Below are 25,590 nucleotides of genomic sequence, written 5' to 3'. Positions count from 1 at the left end.
TTCCCGTACGACGACCGACCCGCACCACGTCTGACCAGCGTGATGAACGAAAAGCGCTACGAACGACCAGCACGAAGCTTGATCAGCGACCGTCTGAGAAGCGGCAGTACGCCCAAGGAGGGCGACCCCGACCATGGCTAACGCGGATTCCGTACTCGACACCATCAAGATCGACGACATCTACGCGCTGGGGAACGCGTGGATCCAGCTCGGGGACGATCTCCACGAGCGTCGGGTAGCCGTCGACACCCAGGCCGGTTCGCTCGGCATGACCGGCACCGCCGGCACGGAGGCCAAGCGGGCGTGGAGCGAGGGGGTCGCCCCGGTCATCGACAGCGCCGCCGAGACCGCCTGGACCATCGGCCAGACGATCAACCGCTACGGCGAGGAACTGCACAAGGCGGCCGAGGAGTACGCGAAGAAGCTCAACGCCGCCATGTGGGCCGACATCCTCGGCGCGCTCCTGGGGGCCGTGTTCTTCGCCGTCGGGCCACTGCTCGGCAGCCTGCTGACGATCATCGGCCAGGTGCTGGCCCGACTGCTGCCCATCCTGAGCCAGATGGCGGCCCGCCTCGGCAGCCTGGGCACCACGATCGTCGCCATCGGCGGCGGCGCCGTCCTCGGCGCGGCGTCCGCCCTCGGCATCGATGTCGCGCTCGGCGAGGTGGGCGCGGCCATCGCCGGCACGGATTACGACGTCGACTGGGGCATGGAGGCGTGGAGCATCGGCATCGGCGGCGCCTTCGGCGCCATCGGGGGCGGTCTGGGGGCGGGTTTCCGCTACCACCCGCATCCGGTGAAGCCCGGCCCCACCCCGAAAACCCACAACACACCGATCGAGAACCCGCCCAAGGCCCATCCGACGGGCGGCAACCCGCTGCCGGGCGGTGGCGGCGGAAAGAGCGTCGTCAGCCCCCCGCCCGGCAAGCTGGGCGGCGGCGGCCACCAGGCGCCGCTCAACGTCGGTCCGGGCAAGGGCGACACTCCCGGCTCCGGCCCGGTCGCCGGCAAGGGCGTCTCCGGCCAGGAGAGCCACCCCACCAGCAGCGGGCCCGCAGGCGACGGACGCTCCGGAAACGTCGGCAGGCCCAACCCGTCCGTGAAGCACGAGAACACCACGTCGGCGCCGCCTCCCACGTCGGCCCCGCCGGCGAAGCAGCCCGGTTCGGGCAACTCGACGAAGCACGTGCAGCCCGGCTCCGGTCCGGCCGGGGAGGGCGCCAAGCACGCCGCTCCCGCGCCGAACCCGCCGGTCAACGGGCAGAAGGGGGTGGCCGGGGGCGGCGGGAACGGTGCGAACGGCAACCGGACCGGGAACGGTGCGCCGGTGGAGAATCCGCCGGTCAGCGGGCAGAAGGGGGTGACCGGCGGCGGTAACGGTTCGAGCGGCAAGCGGGCCGACGGCAGTGCCCCGGTGACCAATCCGCCGGGCAGCAGCCGTAAGGACGGGGCCGGCGGCGGGAACGGTTCGCACGGCAACCGGGCGGATGACGGTGCTCCGGTGTCGAACCCGCCGAGCAACAGCCACAAGAACACGACGGGCGAGACCGGGGGAGGCAACGGCTCCGACGGCAACCGGTCCGACGGCAACCGGTCCGACGGCAGCGGCCCGGTGTCGAACCCGCCGGCCAACAGCCACAAGAACACGACGGGCGAGACCGGTTCGAAGGTCCCGCCGGGCGAGGGGCGTACGGGCGGGAACAGGACCGGCGACGGCCGTTCGGGCGAGAACGGCGGCGCGCCGATAGGGCGTCACCCGGAGCCGGGCGAGGGGGCTCCTCGGGACACCAACAGCAACAACAGCAACAACAGTCACAACGACAAGCCGGCCGCCCCGCCGGCTCAGCCCCGTGAGACGCATGAGGGCCGTGGCTACGACCACCCGGCCACGAACGACAACCGGCAGCCCAGCGGCGGCAAGGACAACTTCTCCAGTCCGGGGCACCGCTTGGGCGGGCCGGGGAACAACCCGCACGAGACGCGGGCGAACGAGCCCGGCACGACCGGGGACGACGCGAATTCCCGTGGTACCGGACGGGACCCGATGGCCAATCCCGGACAACGGCTGGGCGGCCCGGGGAACAACCCGCACGGAACGAAAGCGCAGGACCCGGGAAAGACCGAGGACAACTCCCATTCCGGAGGGTCCGGGCGCGACCCGATGGCCAATCCGGGGCAGCGGCTGGGCGGCGGAAAGCCGGACCCGGAAGGGGTGTGGAAGGAGCCGCAGCCCGGCGACGGAACCCATGGGCCGGCGAAGGCCCAGCCGACCGGCCGGGGCCACGACTATCCGGCCACGACCACCAACGGCAAGCCTGACGAGGTGGGCGACGGCTCCCATTCCGGCGGTCCGGGGCGGGACGCGTTCGCCGATCCGGGGCACCGGCTGGGCGGCGGGGGCGAGAATCCGTTCCCGGGCCCGGGGTCGAAGTCCGAGGGCGGCGGTCCCGTGAAGGCTCAGCCGACCGGCCGCGGCCATGACTACCCGGCCACGACCACCAATGGCCGGCCGGAGGAACTGGGCGGCTCGGGCCGGGACCCGATGGCCAATCCGGGACACCGCCTGGGCGGCGGAAAGCCGGATTCCGACGGGATCTGGAAGGAGCCGCACCCCGACGGCCGGACCAATGGGTCCGCGAAGGCGCAGCCGACCGGTCGGGGTTACGACTACCCCGCGAACGAACACAACCGTCCCGCCGAGGGCACGGACGGCGGTGCCAAGTCCGCTGACGCGGTCGGCAGGGACCCGTTCGCCGGTCCGGGCAAGGCGCTCGGCGGGGGCCAGAAGGACCCGTTCGGCCACAACGAGCCGCGTCCGGAGCGCGGGACGGGCGACAAGGGCGAGGGCTCCCCGCTGGGCGGGGCCCCCAAGCCGCCGACGCGTAAGGAACCCGGTTACGGCGGCCGGCCCGCCACGCTCGACGACGTCCCCGGCGGGCGGCCGGGCACCGGCGGCAAGGGCTCCGGCGAAGCCGGCGGCGGTCTGCGCCCCAACCACGGCAACAGCAGCACCACCCACGTCGAGACGCAGTCCCACGGCAGCGGCAGCGGCAGCCGTTCCGGAGCCGGTACGAACTCCGGCAAGGGCACGAACACCGAGTCGCCGGGGACCCCTGGAAAGCTGCGTCCGGGCAATGAGAAGACGCTCGGTGAGGGCCGCTCGAATGAGTTCGGGGAACCGGGCAACAAGGGCGAGCCGCAGGGCGGGCACGGCGGCCGGGGCGATCGCGGCTCCGGCAACGCCAAGGGCTCCGGCCGCACCGACACCGGCACCGGTCGCGGCGACCGCGGAGGCGAGCACCTGGGCGACGACGGCCCGGCGCCCGAGCAGGCGCCGCCGTCCGGCGGGCGCCGCCAGACGCAGGACGCGGTGCTGGAGCGGCCCCAGCCGAAACCCGCGGCGACGGACAAGACGCCTGCCGCGGGCGAGCAGCCCGCGAAGGGCAAGGAGCCCGCAGCGGGTGCTCCTGCCCCCTCGCACCGGCATCCGGGCGCGGCGCGGTTCGACATCGACGCCGCGCATGAGCGGCTCAACGACCCGGCCGTGCCCGAGGACCGCCGGGAGGAGTCCCTCCAGTGGGCCGAGGACGAGGTGTGGGCCCGTATCGGGCACGTCGCGCCGGATGAGAATCCGCTCGGCGTCGTCGCGCAGCCCGGTGAGGTCGTGGACCTGGTCGCCGCCGAGCACCTGCGCGGCGGTCACCTCCCGGCGAGGGACCTGCTGAACACCCTCGTCCCGAGCCGGGAGCCCGTAACGGGGCCGCAGGCCGTACAACCCGGCCAGTCCGCCCCGGCCCAGCAGCCCGCACAGTCCCAGCAGCCCCGGCAGAACGAGCAGCCCGCACAGCCCAAGTCGACCCCACCGGCCTCATCGACGCCCCACACCGAGCAGCCCGCCCGGACCCACCAGTCCGTCCAGCCCGGCGAAGGCAAGGACAACTTCTCCGGCCCGGGACACCGGTTGGGCGGTTCGGGGGACAACCCGCATGGCGTGCGGGTGCAGGACCCTGACAGGACGGGGGACGATGCGGGCTCCGGTGGCCGGAGCAATAACCCGATGGAGAATCCGGGGCGTCGGCTGGACGGTAAGACGGAGAACACGCAGGGAGTACCGGCGCGGGACCCCGGTAACACGGGGGACGATGCGGGCTCCGGTGGTCGGAGCGGCAATCCGATGGAGAATCCGGGGCGTCGGCTGGACGGTAAGACGGAGGACACGCAGGGAGTACCGGCGCGGGACCCTGGCGAGACAGGGGACGATGCGGGCTCCGGTGGTCGGAGCGGCAATCCGATGGAGAATCCGGGGCGTCGGCTGGACGGCGGGAAGCCGGACCCCAACGGAATCTGGAAGGAGCCGCACCCCGACGGCCGGACCAACGGGCCGGCGCAGGCTCAGCCGACCGGGCGGGGCCACGACTATCCCGCGACCCACTACAACCGCCCTGTCGAGGGCGACTTGGGCGGGGGCGACAAGGTCGGCGGCAGGCCGGGCGACACGGTCGGCAGGGACCCGTTCGCCGGTCCGGGCAAGGCGCTCGGCGGGGGCCAGAAGGACCCGTTCGGTCACAACGAGCCGCGTCCGGAGCGTGCGGAGCGCGCGTCGGGCGACAAGGGAGCGGGCAACCCGCTGGGCGGGGCCCCCAAGCCGCCGACGCGTAAGGAACCCGGTTACGGCGGCCGGCCCGCCACGCTCGACGACGTCCCCGGCGGACGGCCGGGCACCGGCGGCAAGGGCTCCGGCGAAGCCGGTGGCGGCCTGCGCCCCAACCACGGCAACAGCAGCACCACCCAAGTCGAGACGCAGTCCCACGGCAGCGGCAGCGGCAGCGGGAGTCGTTCCGGAGCCGGTACGAACGCCGGCAAGGGCACGAACACCAACACGGCGAAGGGCGGCACCTCGGAGCACGGCGGGAAGCGTACGGGCACCACGTCGAGCGGCCCGGCTCACGAGCCCACGCCGTCCCTGCCCGTACCGCCGCCGCACGGTCCGGCGACCGGTCACCAGCCGGTCGCCGGTACGGACGCGGCAACGCCGACGCCCTCCGCCACGGTCGGCCGGACCGGTCCCGCCGACCACCTGGACGAGCCGACCACCACGCCGGGCACGCAGTACCCCCCGGCGGTCGGGACGACGGGCAGCCCCGGTACGGACCCGCGTACGGGCACGAGCGGGCAGCAGGAACCCGGCGTAGCCCCGACGACGGACAAGACGCCTACCGCGGGCGAGCAGTCCGCGAAGGGCAAGGAGCCCGCAGCGGGCGCCCCCGCCCCCGCCCCCTCGCACCGGCACCCGGGCGCGGCCCGGTTCGACATCGACGCCGCACAGGAGCGACTCAACGACCCCGCCGTGCCCCAGGACCGCCGGGAGGAGTCCCTCCAGTGGGCCGGCCATGAAGTGTGGGCCCGTATCGGGCACGTCGCGCCGGGTGAGAATCCGCTCGGCGTCGTGGCACGGCCGGAAGAGGTCGTGGACCTGGTCGCCGCCGAGCATCTGCGCGGCGGTCACCTCCCGGCGCGGGACCTGCTGAACACCCTCGTCCCGGCCCGGGAGCCCGTGACAAGGCCCCAGGGCATACGGCCCGAGCAGCCGCAGCAGACTCCGAAGGCCCCGCAGACTCCGAAGGCCCCGGAGACCCCGCAGACCTCGGCGACCCCGTCGACCTCACACACCGAGCAGCCCGAACGTACCCACCAGTCCGCTCAGCCCGAAGACGAGGAAACCCACTTCGCACCGCCGTCCCGCCGCCAGGGCGGGACCGACCCGATCCGCGACTGGGAACGGCTCTCCTCCGCCTCGGGGAAGCGGCGCTCCGACGAGCTGCGGGCGATCGACGACGCCGTGCGGCGGCTGCACTCGCCTCCGGGGGAGCGGGACCTGCGGCGGGTGCTCAACGCGGTGGAAGCCTGGCGGGCCGTCAAGTCGCGGAGCAGTCACCGCTGGGAAGTGGTGAGCCAGCTGCGAAGGGCGGTCAACAGCCGGCTGGGGGAGCTCGAAGCGCAGCCCGCCGCCGAGGCGGGGCCCTCGTCGCGCCCGGCCGCCGCCGCGCCCGCGAGCAGCTCCCAGATGGTGCCGCTGGTCCCTGTTCCCCCGCGTCAGCCCCAGGTCAGCGGTTATGCCCCGGCCGATGGCTTCGAGGCCGAGTTGCGCGGCTACCAGGTGGTTCTGGCCGCCGGAGACGATCACGGGGCGTACGGCGACGTCGTCACGCTGCCGGGTCTGCTGAAGATCACCCTGGACCGGTTCGGCGGGGTGCCGATCCTGGAGATCGTCACGGACCCGTCCCGCGGGCTGCAGGGCGGGTACCCCGACGGTCGGGCCGAACGCGCCGATGTGATCGCGGCGTTCCGCCAAGTGGTGGCACTCCTGGGGAAGGTCACCTCGGGCCGGAGCATCAAGCTGGGGCGGCTGTTCCCCGCGTCGCTCGGATACGAAGTCGACCCGCTCGCAGTCGATCTGCCGGTCAGGATCAACCCGCACAGCACGGCCAACATCCTGGTGCACCACACCGCTTCGGCGCCGCTCAGCGAACTCGTCGAGTACATCCGGCACGTGAGGAAGCACACGCAACCGAGCGCGCCGCCGCTCCAGACCGCCCGCCGTGACGCGGAAACGGCCATCGAATTCGGCCGGAACGCCCGCGACGCGTTTCGGAGCTGGCTCGGCCAGCACCCGGATCAGGCCGCCTATCTGACGGAATGGGACACCGACGAGCTGCGCGGCGCGCTGACGCTCGGCTATATGCAGGTCGCCGCGGCCATTCAGGGGAAGACGGGAGGGGCGCTCCCGAAGGAATACACCGTCGCATCCTCCCGCGCCTCTCTCGCCGCGATACGGTCCGGCCTCGGGCCCGTACCCCAGGCGTTCCTGGCGGAGAACGCGGATGGGATAGCGGCCGCTTTCACCCAGGTCTTCAACAGCCATACTTCCCGGCCGCAAGACAATCTGCTCGACGAGACGATGAAGCGGCGCAGCGCGGGGCACGAGCCCGGAACGTTCCGCCAGTATCTCTACAATCTGCTCGTCGAGCAGCCGGAGCGCTTCATCGACCAGGACGAGGCGCTGTACATTCGCACCAACTCCTGGGAATTGGAGAGCAACCCCATCTACCAGGGGGGAACTCCGCGTATCAGTCCGCCCGTCGTCCTGACGGAGAACCGCGCCTACGCGCCGCCGCCGGAGCAGGCGACGCCGGACACCACCGTGGAAGGCGCCACCAGGCTGTCGGATTTCTCCCTGGGCCTCTACAACCAGGCCCGTCGGCGGCGCGGCCTGGAGATGGTCGGCTATCCCATCGCCGCCGAGCCCTACGGGCAGCAGAGTGCGTACTCTCCGCCCGTCAGGCCGTCCGCCGACGACGCCGGAGCCCACGCTTCGCAGCCGACCACGCCCGACGGGACCAACGAGCGTCCCGCTCGGACCACCGGGAACAGCGGTCCGGTTCAGACCGCCGGGGCCCCGGCGGCCACCCCGGGGTCCGTCGCGCCCGTTCCCGCTGCGGCCGCGCCCTCTCCCGGTCTGGCCGACCTCGCGGGTCGGCTGCCGGCCATGGCGCCGGACGAGCGCGCCGCCGCGGTGGCCGCGCTGCCCCTGCCCGACCGGGAGGCGCTGGCTACCGACGAGACGCTGATACGGGGCTTGGGCGACGCCCTTTCCGCGCAGGGCTTCACGGACTTGGCGGCTCAGTTGCTGGTCGTGGTCCCGTCGGGGACGGATCAGCCGGAGGACGCCCGGCGGGAGGCCGAGGGCCTGCTCGCCGGGATGCTGGGCGATCCGGACACCACGGCGGCTCTGCTGACCGGGGGGCGGCGGCTGGTCGTCGTGGCTCGGGACACGCCGCTGACGTCCTTCGATCCGTTCCACGAGCCGAACGAGGCCCACGACCAGGGGCGTTCGGTCGCCGCCGAGCGTGGGGTCTTCCGCGGCCGGCTCGCGTGGGTCGGCGAGGAGAACCTGCTGGGCGACACCGTCGCCGTGCCGCACGCCGATGTCTTCGAGGACGGCTATTCCAGTGCCCGTCACGAGTGGGCTCACGCCGTTCGCTCGGTGCTGAGCCCTGCCGACCGGGCGTGGGTCGCGGATGTCTACCAGGCCAAGATGCGCGAGGGCGCTGCCGCGAACTGGCCGGACGGTGTCTTCCCCAACTACTCCTCCAGCACGGAGAGCGAGTACTTCGCCCAGCTCAGCACCGCCTACCTCGGCGCCAACACCGGCACCGACCCGAGCACCGGCCAGGCGCGTAACAACGGTTCGGACTGGGTCGAGCAGCATGACCCTGAGCTGCTGCCGCTGTTGCAACGGCTGTACGGGCCGGGGCGGCCGGCGATCCTCGGCAGCCAGGACAACCCGTACATCCTGGCGGGGTTCCGCGCCCTGTGGGCCCGGGCCGAGAGCGAACTGGAACTGGAGACCGCGGCGCATCAGCAGCCGACGTCCGGGGCGGGGCACTCGCCGCACGTCGACTCCGGCTTGGACGAGTCCGGCATCTTCCACCGGGAGGGCTCCGACGAGGAGGCCGTGTCGGAGGAGACCCACTTCGCGCCTGGGACGTCGACCACTACGGTCCTGGAACGGCCCGAGACCACCGAGGAGCGGCCGAACCGGCCTTCCCATAGCGAACGGTCGTCGAGCACCGAACAGCCCGCCCGTACGGAGCAGCCCGCCCGCAGCGAGCAGAAGCTCCCGGCGGAGGAGCCCGCGCAGTCCAAGCCGGATCAGCAGCCCGCCCGTACCCACCAGTCCGTCCAACCCGCAGCAAACGAAACCCACCACGCGCCTCCGAGCCGCCGTCATGGCGGTAGCGATCCGATCCTTGACTGGGAGCGGCTTTCCTCCGCTTCGGGCAAGAAGCGTTCGGAGGAGTTGCGTGCGATCGATGACGCTGTGCGGCGGCTGCCGGACAGCCCGCAGGAGCGGCATCTGCGGCGTGTGCTCTCGGCGGTGGACAACTGGCGGGCCGGCAAGTCGCGGAGCAGCCACCGCTGGGAGGTGGTGAGTCAGCTGCGGAGGGCGGTCAACAGTCGGCTGGGGGAGTTCGAAGCGCAGCCCGCCGCCCAGGCGGGGCCGTCCTCGCAGCGGCCCGCCGCGCCGGCGAGCGGCAGCCAGTTGGTGCCGCTGGTTCCCGTTCCCGCACGCCGGCCCCTGGTCACCGGTTACGGTCCGGCCGACGGCTTCGAGGCCGAACTGCGCCACTACCAGGTGGGCTTGGCCGCCGAAGACGATCACGCGGAGTACGGCGACGTCGTTACGCTGCCGGGGTTGCTGGCCATCACCCTGGACAAGTTCGCCGGGGTACCGATCCTGGAGATCGTCACGAGTCCGTCCCGCGGACTCCAGGGCGGCACGGTCGACGGCCGGGCGGAGCGCGCCGATGTGATCGCGGCTTTCGAGCAGGTGTTGCAGATTCTCCGGCGGGTCACGCCGGAGAGGAGCATCAAGCTGGGCCAGCTTTTCCCCGCCTCGCTCGGATACGACGTCGATACGCTCGCAGTCGATCTGCGGATCAGGATCAACTCGCGCAGCACGGACCACATGCTGGTGCACCACACCGCGACGTCGCCGCTCAGTGAACTCGTCGAGTACATCCGGCACGTAAAGGCGAACACCCAGGGGAATACTCCGCCGACCCAGGCCGCCCGCAACGACGCGGACGCGGCCATCGAATTCGGCAGGAACGCCCGCAGCGCCTTCCAGCGCTGGCTCGACCAGAACCCGGACTATGCCCCCTATCTGACGGAATGGGACGCCGACGAGCTCCGTGGTGCGCTGACGCTCGGCTATATGCAGGTCGCCGCCACCATTCGGGGAAAGTCGGGACAGAACCATCCGAAGGACTACACCGTCGCGTCCTCGCGCGCCTCCCTCGCCGCGATACGGTCCGGTCTCGGATATGTACCCCAGGTATTTCTGGAGGCGAACGCCGACGCGTTGGCGGCAGGTTTCACCCAGACCTTCAACAGCCATACCTCCCGGCCGAGCAACGCCCTGCTCGACGGGAGGATGAGGCAGCCCGAGCAGGGTGTCCAGCCCGCTACATTCCGCGAGTACCTCGACAACCTGCTCGTCGAGCAGCCGGCTCGCTTCATCGATCAGCATGAGGCGCTGTCGATCCGCACCAATTTCTTGGATCTGGAGAGCAATCCTCCCTTTGCGGGGGGAAGCCCGCGCCTCAGCCCGCCCGTCGTCATTACGGAGAACCGCGCCTACGGGCCCTCGCCGGAGCAGGCGACCCCGGCCACCACGGTGCAAGGCGCCACCAGGCTGTCGGATTTGTCGTTGGTCCTCTACAACCAGGCCCGTCAGCGGCGCGGTCTGGAGGCGGTCGGCTGGCCCATCGACTACTCGCAGCAGGCCGCGTACTCGCAACAGGTCGCGTACTCCCAGTACTCGCCGCCCGTCAGGCGGCCCGGGACCGACGCCGTGGCTCCCACGGCGCAGACGACCCCGGCCGACGGGACCGCTACCGAGCGTCCCGTGGAAAACACCGGGAACAGCGGACCCGCCCGGACCACCGGAACCACGGACACGACCGCTCGCCCCGCCGCGCCCGTACCCGCCGCGTCCACGCCCTCTCCCGGCCTGGCCGACCTGGCGGGCCGGCTGCCCGGCATGGCGCCGGACGAGCGCGCCGCGGTGGTGGCCGCGCTGCCGCTGTCGGACCGGGAGTCCCTGGCCTCCGACGAGTCGTTGGTACGGGGCCTGCGCGAGGCGCTTCCCGTGCAGGACTTCAGGGATGTGGCGGCCCAGTTGCTGGTCGTGGTCCCGCCGGGCACGGAACGGCCGGAAGAGGCCCGACAGGAGGCCGAGGCCCTGCTCGCCGGCACGCTCGGCGACCCGGACACGACGGCTGCTCTGCTGACCGGGGGGCGGCGGATCGTCGTCGTGCCGCGGGAGACGCCGCTGACGTCGTTCGACCCGTTCCACGAGCCGGACGAGGCCAACGACCACGGCCGTTCCATGAGCGGGGAACGCGGAGCCTTCCGCGGCCGGCTCGCCTGGGTCGGCGAGGAGAACCTGCTGGGCGACACCATCGGTGTGCCCCACGCCGATGTCTTCGAGGACGGTTACTCCAGCGCCCGCCACGAGTGGGCGCACGCCGTCCACTCGGTGCTGAGCGACGCCGACCGCGAGCGGATCGCGGAGGTCTACGAGGCCAAGCGGCGCGACGGCGCCGCCCAGAACTGGCCCGACGGAATCTTCCCCAACTACTCCTCCAGCACGGCGTACGAGTACTTCGCCCAGCTCAGCACCGCCTACCAGGGCGCCAACACCGGCACCGACCCCATCACCGGCAGGCCGCGCAACAATGGCGCGGACTGGGTCGAGCAGCACGATCCCGCGCTGCTGCCGCTGTTGCGGCGGCTGTATGGGCCGGGGCGTCCGGGAATCCTCGGCAGCCAGGACAATCCGTACATCCTGGCGGGGTTCCGCGCTCTGTGGGCACGGGCCGAAAGCGAGCTGGAGCCGGAGACCGCGGTGCCGGAGCCGACGCCCGCGGCGGGTCACTCGCAGCACACCGACTCCGGCTTGGAGGAGTCCGGCCTCTTCCAGCGCGAGGGCTCCGGCGAGGAGTCCGTGCCGGAGGAGACCCACTTCGCACCTCGGACGTCGTCCACGACCACGGTGCTGGAGCGGCCCGAGACCACCGAGGAGCGGCCGAGCCGGTCGAGCGGGTCGAGCCGTAGCGAACGGTCGTCGCGTACCGAACGCACTCCCCGTAACGAACAGCCCGCCCGTACGGAGCAGCCCTCCCGCAGCGAGGGGAAGCGCCCGGCCGAGCAGCCCGCACCCGCCCGTAACGAACACCCGGCCCCCTCGCCCGAAGAGCAGCTGGTCGAGCGCGGTCTGGAGCCGGTGTACATCCTCGACCGCGGGGACACGCTGGCGCACGCGCTGAACGCCACCGCTCCGAGGGAGACCAGCGGCCTGGTCGGGCAGGTCCGGCCGGCCGGGTCGCAAGAGCTGCGGGACGGCCTCGCCGACGCGCTCGCCGCCGACCTGCGCCTGCCCCCGCGGGAGCGCCGGCTGTGGCCTGCCCTCACCGGGCAGACCGAGCCCGGCGAGACGGGGGTGCCGCTCGTTGCCGACGGCGCCGAGAGCGAGGCCGTGCACACCGTACGGACCGGCTCCGGCGACGCGGACTGGCTGACCCTCGCGGTCGCCGCGCCCGTACTGAACCTGAATCTGACCGTACTGACGCCGGACGGCGCCTCCTGGACGACCGGGCCCGACGACGGCCGCCCGGCCGTCCTCTTCCAGCAGCAGGACCCTCCCCCCTACACGGCGGAATGGGCGGCGACCCAGCCCCCCGAGGCGTCCCGGCCGACTCCGCCCGCCGCGCCGACCCGGCAGCCGGGCCGAACGCCGGCCCAGGAGACCGCGGCTCCGGCCCCCGCCGAGAGCCGGTCCACGGTGCCGCGCTCCCTCGGCACGCCGGCCGGAGGGCGCTCCGCCGAACCGACCGTCGCCAGTTCCTCGGGGCAGCCGGAGGTCTTCTTCGGCGCCGACCCGCGCCCGACGGCGGCCCCGGCCGAGTCGTCGCGCAGCCGGACGAAGTCCAGCAGCTCCTCCGGGACTTCCTCGAAGTCGAAGAACGCGCCTGACTCTTCCTCGAAGTCGACGAGCTCCTCCGCCACCTCTTCGAAGCCGAAGGCGACCCCCACCTCTTCCTCGAAGTCCAAGAGCTCCTCCGCCTCCACTGCGAAGCCGAAGAGTTCGATGCCGAAGAGCACGTCGTCCAAGACCACTACGTCCAAGAGCACGTCATCCGCCCCCGCGGAGCCGACCACCACCGCCCCCACGCGGCGCACCCTCCTCACGCCCGTGAACGAGGACACCGAAATGCGCCCCGCCGACCCCGGCGAGGGCAGTTCCCGAGGAGCGGCGGGCCACAGCGGCACCGGCAGCGGCAGCGGCAGGGGAAGCGGCAGCGGCCGGGGCAGCGGTGACGGGTTCGAGGAGACCCCGGCGCCGCGCGAGGGCGACGACTCCGCGCCGCGCACCCTGTCCCCGTACGTGCTCGGCTACGGCGCCCGGCACGACGGCATGGTCGGGCTCGTGCTGTACGAGGCGCAGACCCCGGACAACCTCGACGGCCTGTACCAGCAGGTGGTGGAGGAACTGGGCGTGACGCCGGGGAGCGCGGCCGCGGAAGACGTGCGCGCGCAGCTCACCGAGTGGCTCAACCTGTCGGAGATCTCGCGGAACCTGTCGGACGTGCGCAGCAGCCGCGGCCACCGCGTCACGGTCACCGTCGACGGGCGCGAGCGCACCGCGGACGTGCGGATGCGGCAGACCGAACCCAGGCTGAACCAGCGCGCCGGCACCTCGGGCGAGGTCCCGCGCAAGACGAAGGTGGAGCGGACGGGCGACGGCGGGCAGACGTCCTCCAGCAGCCAGGACTCCGGCACCGTGCGCACCGTGCCGATCCCGTGGATCGGGATCTACGAGGGCCCGCAGGGCCCGCTGCGCTGGTTCGACGGCACGCTCTCGGCGAGTGTGACGCACAATCAGATCTCGCAGTCCGTGACGGTCAGCGAGGGCGTGTCGACCAAGACCGTGCAGCGCGCCGGCGACGCGGCGCACGCCGTGGACTACACGGGCCAGTGGCAGGTACGGGCCGACGCGGACCGGAACCCGCAGGCGGCTTGGGGACCGGAGCGGGCGCAGGGCACCGTGACCGTGTGGTTCCCGGAGCACCGGGCCTTCGCCCCCACGGGCGACCAGGGGCAGCTGCCGGAGCCCGCCGGGCTGGACGGCCTCCCGCTGTGGGGCGTCGATGGCGTCGTCGAGCCGGGTCGGCTGCGGGACGAGATCCTCGACCACGAGGACTTCGCCGACCTGAACGAGCTGGGCGAGGACTCCCGGCAGGATCTGACCGAGTTCCTCTCCGAGCGGATGCTGCACGGCAGCGTACCGATGCAGCGCGACAACGGCGTGTACTCGCCGGTGCTGTACGACGAGGACGGCGACGCGGTGGGGGTGGTCCGGATCGCCGCCAGGCTGCGGCCCAGGGATCCGTCCGTCCGGACGCCGGACGGCTTCTCGCTGGAGTCCTGGCGTACCCACAGCTCCGGCGTGGACCAGTCGGTGCGGCTCACCAGCGGCATCGGGGTGGACGGCAGCGGCGGCCCGATGTTCACGCCGGACACCGCGGCCGGCCACCCGACCGCGGGCACCCGGCACGGCGGCGGTTTCTTCGGCAAGGCCGGGGTGTCCTGGTCGCCCTACGACGGGATGAGCACCGGCAGCAGCTCGTCGCTGATGCACGGCCTCTACACGACCAGCGGCCACCTGGTGGTGCCCGCCGACATCACGTACGACGTCACGTTCATCCCCGCCGACGGCGGCGAGATCACCCGCTCCTTCGGCCCGTGGGAGGAGGGCATCCAGCTCCGGCTGCCGCCCCGGGAGGTCACCGAGGGGCACGCCCCCACACAGGAGGAGACACGGCGGCTCCCCGGACACCTGGAGAACGTCGAGTCCATCGGGCTCACCGCGGTGCCCGTCGGCGTCGAGGGCACCGAGGAGATGTTCGACCGGGCGGAGCGGCATTTCCGCCAGGAGGGCATCCTGCCGTCGCGTGAGCGCGGCGGGTCCGGTTCGAGCGAGCAGCGCAGGCGCGCCCAGCTGGAGAACCTGCGCCGGTTCCAGCAGCTGCGTTCGGGGATCGGCCAGGACACCGCGCTGACGGACGCCGTCGACGGCGGCCGGCGCGCGTGGTTCCAGCTGCCCGGCGAGATGGTCGGCCGGCGCAATGTGCAGTTGCGGTTCACCGCCGGACCGGACCGCACGCCGCGGCCCGGGGAGACCGACGCGCCGCGGCCCGAGCACGCGCGGCGGCTGCCGAATGTGGAGACCGCGACCTTCAGCTCCCACGCGACGAGCGGTTCCCGGCAGACCGGCAACCAGTTCGGCGGCTCGGTGGGCGGTGGCGGCGGCCCGCGCTGGGCGACGCCCGACGCCAAGTGGGCGGTGGACACGACCGCTGACCACACCCGCGGCAAGAAGGTCGACAACTCCTCGACGGCCGGCACCTCGGTCTCCACGGACCAGTTCAACCTCACCACGGAGGGCGGCACCGAACTCTTCCGGATCCCGGCCCGGTTCGGGCTGGACCTCTACGAGGGCACCTCGCCGGAACCGCTGGTGCGCTTCGCCCAGGACCCGGCCCGGCCCGCGCCCGTAACGGGGCGGCAGCCGGCACAGGTCCTGCCCGCGCCCGTAACGGCCGGGCAGAACATGCCGACCGTGCCCGCGCGCGTACTGGGTGGGCAGACCGCCCCGGTGGCACCGGCAGTACCGGCCGCCGCCCCGACGACGGTTCCCGGCACCATCACGCTCGCCGTGCCGCACGCCCGTACCCTCCCGGCGGACACCCCGGCCCCCGCGCCGCGGGAGCCGGACGTCATCCGCGCGCCCCGCACCGGCGGCGGGCAGGACGACGACTTCGAGCGGCTGCGGATGACGGACGCCGAGGGCAACCCGCGGCCGGGGCAGATCCGGCTGCCGTCCGACGCGAACGTGGACGACTTCCGGGGCACCGGCGCGATCCAGCGGGCGTTCCAGCAGCTCGTCAACGGCACCTATCCCGGCCACCCGGCCACCAACGCGTTCGGCCAGTGGGTCAACTCGGCCACCGGCCAGCTGCCCGGTGTGGTGAGGGCCGTGGGCAGCGGGGTCGCTGAGTATTTGGCGGGTGCCGCGCCCACGGACTCGGGTGCCTTCGCGGCCGAGGCCCTGTTCCAGCAGATCCGGACCTCCAGCCTGATCGGCCGCTCGCACCAGATCTTCAACGGCACGTATGTCATCGAGGGCCTGGTGCTGCCCGGCCTCGCCGCCGACCAGGAGATGTCCCTGGACATCCGCGGCATCCTGCACCACCCCACCCACGACGGGTCGTTCACCACCTACGGCGAGAGCGACATGTCCAGTACGGACACCAGGTCGCGGCAGCGCACCGTCACCAGCAGCCGCGAGTACGGCGGCAGCGTCGGCGCGCTCCAGTCGGCGCCCACACCACCGAGCCGGGGCCTTCAGGCCCAGCCCAGCGGCCGCGGCGCCCAGAGCCGCACCGTCGACGACGGGAATTCGCGGTCGACGAGCACCTCGGTCGTGCGGGTGCCGGTGGAGACCGGCCGGCACCATCTGATCACCGCCGACGCCACGTTGCTGCTGACGCTGCGCCGGGGCACCCGCAACGTCGTCGGGCACCTGGCCGGGATGGGCAGCCGGGGCGACATCACGATCGCGGTCGACCTGCCGCGCTCGGTGCGGTTCAGCATCGCCGACAGCCATCTGCATGGCCTGGCCCGCTGGTTCGCCGGTGTGCAGGGCATCCCCGCGACGCCCACGCCGCCCAACACGCTGCCGCTGCCCGAGCACTTCGTGCAGACCCGGCAGCTGGGCTACGGCAGCGTCCGGTACGTCACCCAGCTCGACCACCCGGTGCGGCGCAACGAGGTCCGCGACCGGCTCCACGACGAGCTGCTGGCGCTGCTGGAGCGGGAGGCGTCCGGCGTGACGCGGCCCGGCAGTGCCGCGTACATGTCCGGGCTGGGCGCCCAGATCGCCGACATGACCTCGCAGGACCGGCTGCGGGCGCTGCCCGGCCGGGGATCGGTCACCGCGTGGTACCGCTACCCCACGACGGGCGGCACCCGGCTCCTCCAGGTCACCCTCTCCGCCGAGCCGGAGAACCAGTCCGCGGCGCTGCGCCAGATGCGCGGCCGCCCGGCGGGCGAGGGGGCGGGCCTGGACCAGCTCGGCATCCACGCGCCGAACGTCGAGGGCCGGTCCCACGGAACGTCCCTCACCCGGAAGGCGGGGGTCAACCCGATCACCCGGTACCCGCGCCCGAACGCCACGGCCGGACGTACCGACCGGACCGGCCCCACGCTGTCGGCCTCCCGGACCACCGCCCGGTCCGCGCGGATCGACAACAGCGCCGACGACCGGCACTGGACCCGCACCGAGAACGCCGCTGACTTCGACGACGTCGGCTACACCCTGACCGGCTCCGTGCGCTCCCAGCTGATCCCGAACTGGCCGCCGGACCTGCTCGGCGGCGCCGCGGCGGCCGGCTGGATCACCCTGTCCGAGGACTCGGGCAGCTCGATCGCCCAGCGGCTGCAACGGCTGCTGCGCGGCCGGCCGGCCCGTTCGGTGCAGGTCCCGGCGTCGGTGGCGCTGCGGTTCGCGGGCTCGGAGACGACCCCGCCCCGCACGCAGATCGCCCCGCCGGTCCGGCCCTGGGTCACCGGCGCCGACCCGCGGCTCTCCGCGCAGGCGCGGGGCCCGCTGCCGTTCGGCAGGCCCCCGTTCACGGCCGGGCCCGCGCTGGTGCCCACGGGCGCGACGCCCGTGTTCACGTACAACGCCTTCCACGAGCTGGCCGACGCGATCCGGACGGTCGCGCCGGAGGCCGCCCACACCTGGGGCCTGGCGGCCGACCTCACGCCGGAGGCCGCCTCGGTCCGGCTCGGGGAGCTCATCCAGGCCGGGGAGATCTCCCTTCCCCCGGCGGGCACGGGCGGGGAGCAGACGCCCCACATGCCCGGCGCCTGGCCGGCCGAGGGCGAGCGCGACGCGGCCCCCGCCCTCCAGGTGAGCCTGCACAACCCGCGGCCGCTCACCGAGGCCGAGGACATCGCCATGGACCGGCTGCGGGTGCGGTCGCGATCGCAGGGCAGCTCCTCGTCGGTGGGCACGACCGCGGGCATGGGCTACCAGTCCGTCGAGAGCGGCAACCAGGCCAACCTGCACCTGGTCGGCTTCACCGTGCCCGCGCTCAGCGAGCAGCCGGTCACCCGCACCGGCGGCGGCTCGACCTCCAGCGGCGGCTGGGACCGCATCAAGACCGGCGGCACGTCCCGGTCCGAGACCGAGACCAACACCCGCAGCCACGAGACGATGGTCGACGTGGTGCTGCGGGTCGCGGGGCCGGGCGGCACCCGCTACGTCACCGGCACGGCCACCGTCCGGCTCTTCGAGCGCGACCTGCTCGGCTACGGCGTGATCGGGCCGCGCAGCGCCTCCCGGGTCTACGACCTGCCGGCGATGCTGAACGAGCAGCCGCACACGCCGCTGCGGAACTGGCTCACGCACCCGGTCACCCAGCTGCCCGCCGCACTGGCCGCCGGACTGGACAGGCAGGAGGGCAGCGCCCAGCTCTGGCTCGACCTGGGCGCCGACCCGGACAGCACGGCGCTGGCCCGCGCCCTGTACGTGGGGTCCGGCACCGCCCAGGCGGCGGGGCGGCCGGTGGAGCTGGCGCTGCGCGGCAACACCGGGCTGCGGTTCTGGCCCTTCACGGCCGACGGCTCGCTCGCCGACACCACCGGCGCCACCGCCGACACCTGGAACCGGATACACGGGCACATCACCGCCGCGACGGACGCGGTGGCCGCCGAGGCCGACGCGGTCGCCCGCGAGGAGCGGCTGCGGCCCCAGCTGGAACGGGCCGCGGCCCAACTCGCCGCCGCAGACGCCGCGATGGGGGCGGCGGACACCGCGCACACGGACACGGCGGAGGCCCTGACCGAGGCGCGGCGGCAACGGCGGTCGGTCGTCGACCGGCTCGCCGAGGCCCAGCGGGCGCAGGGTGAGGCCGAGGGCGCGGCCCGTGCCCAGGCGCAGGCCCAGCGGGCGGCCCAGGTCCGGGTCACCAGCGCGGAACGGGCGGTGGCGGAGGCCGAGGCGGCCCTGGCGGAGGGGGAGGACAGCGAGTCGGATACGTCCTCCATCGCCGAATCCGAGGCCGATCTTGAGGCGGACCTGGCCGCCGCGCGCAACGAACTGGGCGCTGCCGAAAGGGCGTTGACAGGAGCGCAGGCGCGCGCCGAGGTCGCCCAGCAGGCGGCCGACCGCGCCGCCGCGAACGCGGACGGGATCGGGAAGCAGCTCGCCGCCGCCGACAAGGAGGTCGCCGAGGCCGACCAGGCGGAACGGACGGCCGACCGCGGCCTCACCCGCGCCACGGACCGGCGCGACCAGGACTTCCAGACCCACCAGGGGCTTCAGGAAGAGGTGCGCCAGGCGCGTCAGGAGCAGGTCGACCAGCGCGGGATCCGGGAAGCGGCGTGGGCCCAGATGCCGGGCCTGGCCGGCAACCTGAGCGCCGACCGCTGCCGGGAGGGTACGGGCGGGGCGCGGTTCCCGCTGAACTCGCTCCACTAGCCGCGGGGCGGCGGACATGAATCGGCCCCGGCGGGGATTTCCCCGCCGGGGCCGATGGGCTCTACCGGAGCGCTGTCAGATCCGCCAGCGGCTCTCGCCGTCGTCGCACTTCTGGAGGATCAGCCGCCGGTCGTTGTTCTCCGGCTTGTCCTTGGCGCCGACCGTGACGCACAGGCCGTGGCTGGCGAAATTGCGGATGTGCACGGTGCCGCCCCCGGCCGGTTCGAGCCACCACAGCTGGTTGTCCTTGAACGAGTCGGTGCAGGGCGCCTCGATGAGCTTGGTGCCCGCCGGCATCGGGCCGAACATCGGCACATCCAGGCAGAGGCCGTCCTTCGCATTGTCGATCAGCACGAGGTCGGAGCCGCCGGGGCCCTTGCCCTTGTGGTAGACCCGGACGTCCCACAGCTGGTTGTCGTTGTCGGTCCCGTCGCACTGGTACTGGTTGACGGGCGTGTTCTGCGAACCGGGGCCGTTGCCCGGGATGTCCATGCACAGGCCGGTGGAGAAGTTCCGCAGCAGCGTCTTGGGGGTGTTGACGAGGGACTGCGACCGGAACACCATCTCCTTCGGCTGGACGGGGCCCGCCTTTTTGAGCTTCTCCTCCTGCTCCTTCTTCTTCTCCGCCGCCGTCTTCGGCTTCGCGGACGGCGTGCCGGCGCTCTTCGGCTCGGTCCCCGTGCCGACCGACGTCTGGGGCGGCGGGTCCTGGGTGTGCGTGGGCTCGGGCGGCCGCGTCGGCTTCGGGTCGGCCGTGTGCGGCGCGGGGGTGTGCGTGAGCAGCTCGCGTTTCTTCGCCGTCTGCTCGGCCGCGATCCGCTGCTGCTTGTCGTGCTCGTCCGACTGGTAGCTGCGCCACGCGCCCACGCCCAAGGTGGCGCCCGCGGCGAGCGCCATCACGGCCGCCGCGCCGGCGACCCTGGTGCCCACGCGGGAGCGCTCTCCCGGCTGTTGGGAGCTCGTGGTCAGTGCGGCGACGAACCGTGCCCGCCGCCGTCGTTTCGCGTCGTCCTGTTCAGTATCGCTCAAGGCCCGTTCCCCACTCAGAAGCTGCGACAGTAATAGTGCGGGTGGATCCGCCCCGCCCGCTGCGCCCCCGGCCAGTGAATCACCGGCGGGCTCGCGCGGGACCGCCCCGTGGGCGGTGTGAGCGCGTGATGAGCAAGAGTTGAACACCCTTGATCCGCCCTCACCGGGTTACTGATCCGTACAGTTCGCGCTCGCGCAGCAGCTCCGCCGCCCTCGTCAGCGCCGCCGACAGCCGGCGCCGGTAGGTGCTGAAGGACAGCGCCGCCCGGCTCGCCGCCGCCTGCTGGCTGCGCGGCCCGCTCAGGTAGGTGATCTCCAGTACGTCCCCCAGCTGCCGCTGCCCGGGGAGCGCGCGCAGCTGCGCCACGGTCTCGGTCAGCGTCGCGCGCAGCGCCGCGGCGTCCGCGCCGGGCGCCACCAGCCGGGTGCCCAGCAGCGCGCTCTCCGCGAGCTGCCGCGGGTCCAGCGCGCTGCGGTAGGCGTGCTTGACGGCCTCCGCGAACTCCGGCCAGGGCATGGGGGGCGCCGCGGCGGCGCCGGCCGGCGCGGACAGCGCGCCGGGGTCGTCGGACAGCAGCCGGGTGCGCAGCGCCGCGGCCCAGCGGTCGAACGACGCGCTGCGCCAGTCCTGGAGGTACGGCGAGACCCGCTCGCCGTCCGGGCCGTCGACCGGGGCCGTGCGCTGCTGCCCGTACAGCTCCAGCAGCGTCGACAGCGCCCGCTGGTCCGGCGCCGTGCACGTCCAACTCAGCGCCAGGCCGGGGGTGGTGGCCCACAGTGTGGTCAGCGCGGAGCCGGCCGCCACCGCGCTGCCGGTGCTCCAGCGGGCCAGCAGGAGCCGTTCGCTGCGCCGCAGCGGCGACCGGCCCGCGGCGTGCCGCAGGGCGGCGTGCGCCACCGGGTCGTCGGGCAGCCCGGTGGCACCGGCCTCCAGGCAGGGCGCGACGAGCGCGCCGACGATCCCGCGGCGGCCGTTCTCCGCGACGGTGAAGGCCATGGGCTGCTGGTCCCACCACTGCCGGGCCAGGACGCCGGCCGCGGCGCCGTGCTCCTCCTCGATCGCGGCCAGTACGCCGTCCAGGTCCGCCGGGCGGGCGGTCCGCAGCTGGAGGCGGTCCGCGCCGTGCCAGTCCACGGCCTCCCGCGCGATCCGGTTCGTACGCCCCAGGTAGGCGAGCCCCGCGCCGAACGCCCAGCGGCCGCCGCCGTGCTCCGCCAGCCGCTCGGCCAGGTGCGCGTGCAGCCGGCGGAAGAGCCGCTCGTACGTCTCCAGGCCGCGCCAGCGCAGATCGGCCAGGAGCGCTTCCCGTACCAGCTCGTGCGGGACGAGGCCGTCGGCGGTGCTGTGGACGAAGGAGAGTCCGCTCAGCCAGGCGCACAGCGTACGGGCCTCGGCCGCCGGTATCTCCAGCGCGTGGCGCACCAGTTCCTCGGTGGTGACGCGGGCGAGCGCCAGTACGTGGAGCGCGTCGGCCCGGTCCGGCGTCGGGCTCTCCCGCAGCAGCAGCCGCAGCAGTTCGCGCACCAGGCCGGGGGAGTCGCGCAGCTCCCCGCCGCGGTAGGGGTCCTCGCCCCGAGGGGCGCGTTCCCGCGCGTCGGCGAAGAGCGCCAAGGCCAGCGGCAGTCCGTGTGCGGCCCGTACGAGCTCGGGGACGGCCGGTTCGGCGACGTCCCGGTTGCGCAGCAGCTGCGCGGCCTCGGCGTCGTCCATGCCGTCCAGTTCCATGCTGCGCAGCGCGTGCCACCACTGCGCGTCGGTGCGCCACTCGGCCGACGGGGGCCGCCGGCCGCCGATCACGAGCAGGACATGGGCGGGCATGCGCGGCAGGAACTCATCGCGCAGCCACTGCTCCAGTGGGCCCAGCGACTCCGCCGAGTCGATCAGCAGCACATGCGCTTCCTCCGGCGGCCCCTGCGCCCCCAGCGCGGCGAGGAACGCCTCGGGCGTCGGGTCCGTACCGCGCATGTCGACCGAGCGGGCGGTCCTGCCGTGCGCCTCCGTCTCGTCCGCGAACCGGCGCAGCAGGGCGCTCTTGCCGACGCCGCCCATGCCGTGCAGCCACACCACGAAGCAGCCCCGCCGGTCGCTGAGCAGCAGTTCCCGCAGCAGCCGCAGCTCGGCGACCCGGCCGGTGAACACGCGTTTGCGCAGCCTCGCCAGGACGTCCGCGTGGGAGTCGACGGGGCGGTGCGTGAGGGGCATGGGGGTGGGAGGCGTTCGCATCGGTTATCCGCTGAACCGCTGGTGGTGGCCGGTGCGCGCGTTGTGGGCGCCGGCTGTGCCGACGAGGGTGCCGGTGGCCGCCCCGCGGGCCGGCGCCTGGTCGGCCGAGGGCTCCGCGAGGCCCGGCAGAACCACCTGTGTGATCATCGAGCCTGTTTCCTGCTTTCGGACGTGATGACTTTCGGACGTGAGTGCGTTCGGGCGTATGGACTTGAGAGCCGGTACGTGACTGATCGTGATTGATCGTGAATACCGACGATGCCGCGCCGGGGGTGCCCGCGCATCGGTGATGACTACGTAGACCGGGGCCGGTCGATTACGTAATTCCGTTTCGGGTGGTCACAGAGACAACTCGCGCAACTGGCGGCGTGAGGATATGCCCGTCTTGCGATAGATGTTGCGCAGATGGGCATCGATCGTGCGCGGGCTGAGGAAGAGCATCGCCGCCACCTCCTTGGACGTCGCACCGGCGGCGACCTTACCGGCGATGATCCGCTCCTGGGTGGTGAGCTGGCCGAGCGGATTCTCACCGTGCGGGCGCGGCCGCGCACCGATGGCGCGCAGCCCCCGGGCCGCGCGCTCGGCGAAGCCGCGGGCGCCCATGGCCGAGAGCATGTCGTGCGCCGCCCGCAGCTCGGCCCGGGCCTCGGGGCGCCGGTTCTCACGGCGCAGCCACTCCCCGTACGTCATCCGGGCGCGCGCGTACAGCACGCGCACCCGGGTCCGGGCGAACTGGTCGATGGCCTCCCGGTACAGCGCTTCGCGGTCCTCGTCCCGGCCGAGGAGGGCGCGGGCCTGGAGCCACTCGGCGACGGCCCACGGGACCGGGTTCGTACGGGCCAGCGCCTCCAGGTGGTCCAGGGCCGCGTCGGCCTCCTTGCCGCGGCCGACGTACGCGGCGGCCTCGACCAGCTCGGAGTTGACGGACCAGATCGAATACGAACCGCCCTGCTGCCGCTGCTGAGCCGCCAACCCGGCCTCCAGAGCCGCCTCGTGATTGCCGAGCCCGTTGTGCAGCACCGCCCGCGAGTAGTGCTCGCCGGCGGTCTCGAACGGCCGCCCGCCGCTGCCCAGCAGCGACTGGACCTCGCGGTAGCGGGCGACGTCGCCGCTGAACGCCATGCAGACGAGTTCGGCCCCCAGCAGCGGGGCCGTGCCCGCGGCCTCGTCGACCGACCGCGCCTCAGCGAGGCTGACGGCCGCTTCCGCGAACCGGCCGACCGAGACCCTGGCGATCGCCTGGTAGCGCAGCGCCTGCGGCAGCGTGGCGAGGGCGCCCTGACGGCGCGCCACCTTCACCTGGCGGTTCGCGACCTTCTCCATCAGCGCGTCGTCGCGCAGGTCGATGACGAGCTGGCAGACGAGGTTCATCCGCAACGGCCCCGTCGACGGCGCGGCGGCCTCGCGGCAGGCCGCCGCCGCCCCGAGCATCGCGGGCACCGCCTCCTCGACGGAGAGCATGTTCTGGTCCAGCAGGGCGTCGAGCAGCAGATCGACGGGCCGGGGCGGCACCCGCAGCGGGGCCCGCTCCCGGATCCGGGCGCCGAGCTGCTGGAGCCGGCCGGGCTCGTTGTCGTTGTACATGAACGACGCGAACGCCTCCAGATAAGCCTCCCTCGCCCGGTCGGGGTCCAGCCCCTCGGCGACGTCGACGAGCGTGGTGGTCGCCTGCGGGCTGTGGCCCAGCTGGTAGTCGACCCGCGCGCGCAGCAGGCGCGCCTCCGCCTGCCCGCGGGCGTCCATCGGACGGTGCTCGGTGCGGGCGACGAGGGCACGGGCCGCGGCCGGCTCGCCGGCCTGCAGCCGCAGCCGCGCGGCGTCGAGCAGCCGGTCGGCCTCGCGGTCGGCCGCGGGCGTCAGCTGCGCAGCCCGCTCCATGAACGCCGCGGACGCGGCGAACCCGCCGCGCAGCCGCGCCTGGTCGGCGGAGCGTGCCAGCTCCGCGGCGACGCCCTCGTCGGCCTCGACCACGGCGTGCGCCCGGTGCCACGCCCGGCGGTCGAGATCGGTGTCGGGGCGGGTCGCCTCGGCGAGCGCGCCGTGCACCCGCCGGCGCGTGCACGGCGTGGCCGCAGCGTACACCGCCGAGCGTACGAGCGGATGCCGGAACCGCAGCCGCGGCCCGAGGGTCAGCAGCCCGGCGCTCTCCGCGGCGTCGAGCCCGGCGGCATCCAGGTCGAGGAGCGCCGCCGCGCGCCGCAGCAGCCCGAGATCGCCGACCGGCTCCGCCGCGGCGAGCACCACCAGTGTCCGGGCGGCGGGCGGCAACCGGTCGAGGCAGCGGACGTACTGATCCTCCAGCGCCGCGACCACACAGGCCCGGGAGCGCCGCGGCCGGGCGACCCCGAACGGCCCCGCGTCGTGCGCGAACTCCAGCAGCGCCAGCGGGTTGCCGTGCGCCTCGTCCAGAATCCGGTCGAACACCTCGGCGTCCAGCCCGGCATGGGTCACCGCCCCCAGCACCGCCCGGGCGTCCTCGTCCCCCAGACCGGCCAGCGGCAGCCGCGGCAGATCGGTGAGCCCGGTCCCCGCCCCGACCTCCCGCGCGGCGAACACCACCGCGATCCGCTCGACGGCCACCCGCCGCGCCACGAAGACCAGCGCCCGCCGCGAGGCGTCGTCGACCCACTGCGCGTCATCCACCACACAGCACACCGGACGCTCCTGCGCCACCTCGTTCAACAGCCCGAGAACCGCCAGCCCGACCGTCAGCGGATCGGGCGACGTCCGTTCCCCGAGCCCGAAGACCGCCTCCAGCGCCTTCCGCTGCACCGCCGGCAGCCCCCACCGGTATTTCAGAAAGGGCGCGCACAACTGATGCAGCGTCGCGAAAAGCAGATCCTGCTCGAACTCGGCCCCGGCGGCCCGCATTACCGCGAACCCCTCCAGCGCCTCCACGGCGGAATCCAGCAACGCCGACTTCCCGATTCCCGCTTCCCCGGCCACCACGAGCGCGCCCCCACGCCCGTCCGCCGCCGAGACCAGCAGCCGATCGAGCTCACTCCGCTCCCTCTCCCGGGCAACGAGCTGCATCGGAGTCGGCCTCCTCTATCCTTGTTATCCGCGTTAGAACCTCTAACTCCTTCAAATCGTGATGAGTTGGCGCGAGATTTGTCAACTCGGGCGCTCAAAACGCCCCATCGGGCGCCGAAGCAATGTAAAT

The 25,590-nt window shown here is 73.4% G+C and carries 5 protein-coding genes; 1 reads left to right on the top strand and 4 read right to left on the bottom strand.

Annotation, left to right across the window (positions count from 1 at the left end; genetic code table 11):
- The first annotated feature begins 133 nt into the window (after positions 1 to 133).
- The gene (locus AC07AB_RS00735; protein WP_478557827.1) at positions 134 to 19,174 is read left to right on the top strand and encodes a hypothetical protein; all 19,041 of its coding nucleotides are present in this window, start codon (positions 134 to 136) and stop codon (positions 19,172 to 19,174) included.
- A 75-nt stretch (positions 19,175 to 19,249) separates the two neighbouring features.
- Here the strand turns inward: AC07AB_RS00735 and AC07AB_RS00730 are convergent, their stop codons facing one another.
- The 4 genes from AC07AB_RS00730 to AC07AB_RS00715 form a co-directional block, all read right to left on the bottom strand.
- On the bottom strand, positions 19,250 to 20,203 hold the full coding sequence (locus tag AC07AB_RS00730) for an RICIN domain-containing protein (RefSeq protein WP_478557824.1): 954 nt from the start codon (positions 20,201 to 20,203) through the stop codon (positions 19,250 to 19,252).
- Between the two features lie 160 nt (positions 20,204 to 20,363).
- Positions 20,364 to 22,427: a hypothetical protein gene (locus AC07AB_RS00725; protein ID WP_478557821.1), complete on the bottom strand. Its 2,064-nt coding sequence runs from the start codon at positions 22,425 to 22,427 to the stop codon at positions 20,364 to 20,366.
- A 3-nt stretch (positions 22,428 to 22,430) separates the two neighbouring features.
- Positions 22,431 to 22,574, bottom strand: a complete 144-nt coding sequence (locus AC07AB_RS00720) for a hypothetical protein (protein WP_478557818.1) — start codon at positions 22,572 to 22,574, stop codon at positions 22,431 to 22,433.
- A 192-nt stretch (positions 22,575 to 22,766) separates the two neighbouring features.
- Positions 22,767 to 25,460 (bottom strand): helix-turn-helix transcriptional regulator, encoded by a 2,694-nt coding sequence (locus AC07AB_RS00715; protein WP_478557815.1) that lies wholly within the window; start codon positions 25,458 to 25,460, stop codon positions 22,767 to 22,769.
- Positions 25,461 to 25,590: the final 130 nt, after the last annotated feature.

The organism is Streptomyces sp. NPDC044033 (genome assembly GCF_056434425.1).
This window is presented reverse-complemented; position numbering and strand designations above follow the sequence as displayed.

Bases quoted from the DNA above. Each gene is read 5' to 3' on its own strand.
- AC07AB_RS00735 (WP_478557827.1), top strand. From the start codon at position 134: ATGGCTAACGCGGATTCCGTACTCGACACCATCAAGATCGACGACATC.
- AC07AB_RS00725 (WP_478557821.1), bottom strand. From the start codon at position 22,427: ATGCGAACGCCTCCCACCCCCATGCCCCTCACGCACCGCCCCGTCGAC.
- AC07AB_RS00720 (WP_478557818.1), bottom strand. From the start codon at position 22,574: ATGATCACACAGGTGGTTCTGCCGGGCCTCGCGGAGCCCTCGGCCGAC.
- AC07AB_RS00715 (WP_478557815.1), bottom strand. From the start codon at position 25,460: ATGCAGCTCGTTGCCCGGGAGAGGGAGCGGAGTGAGCTCGATCGGCTG.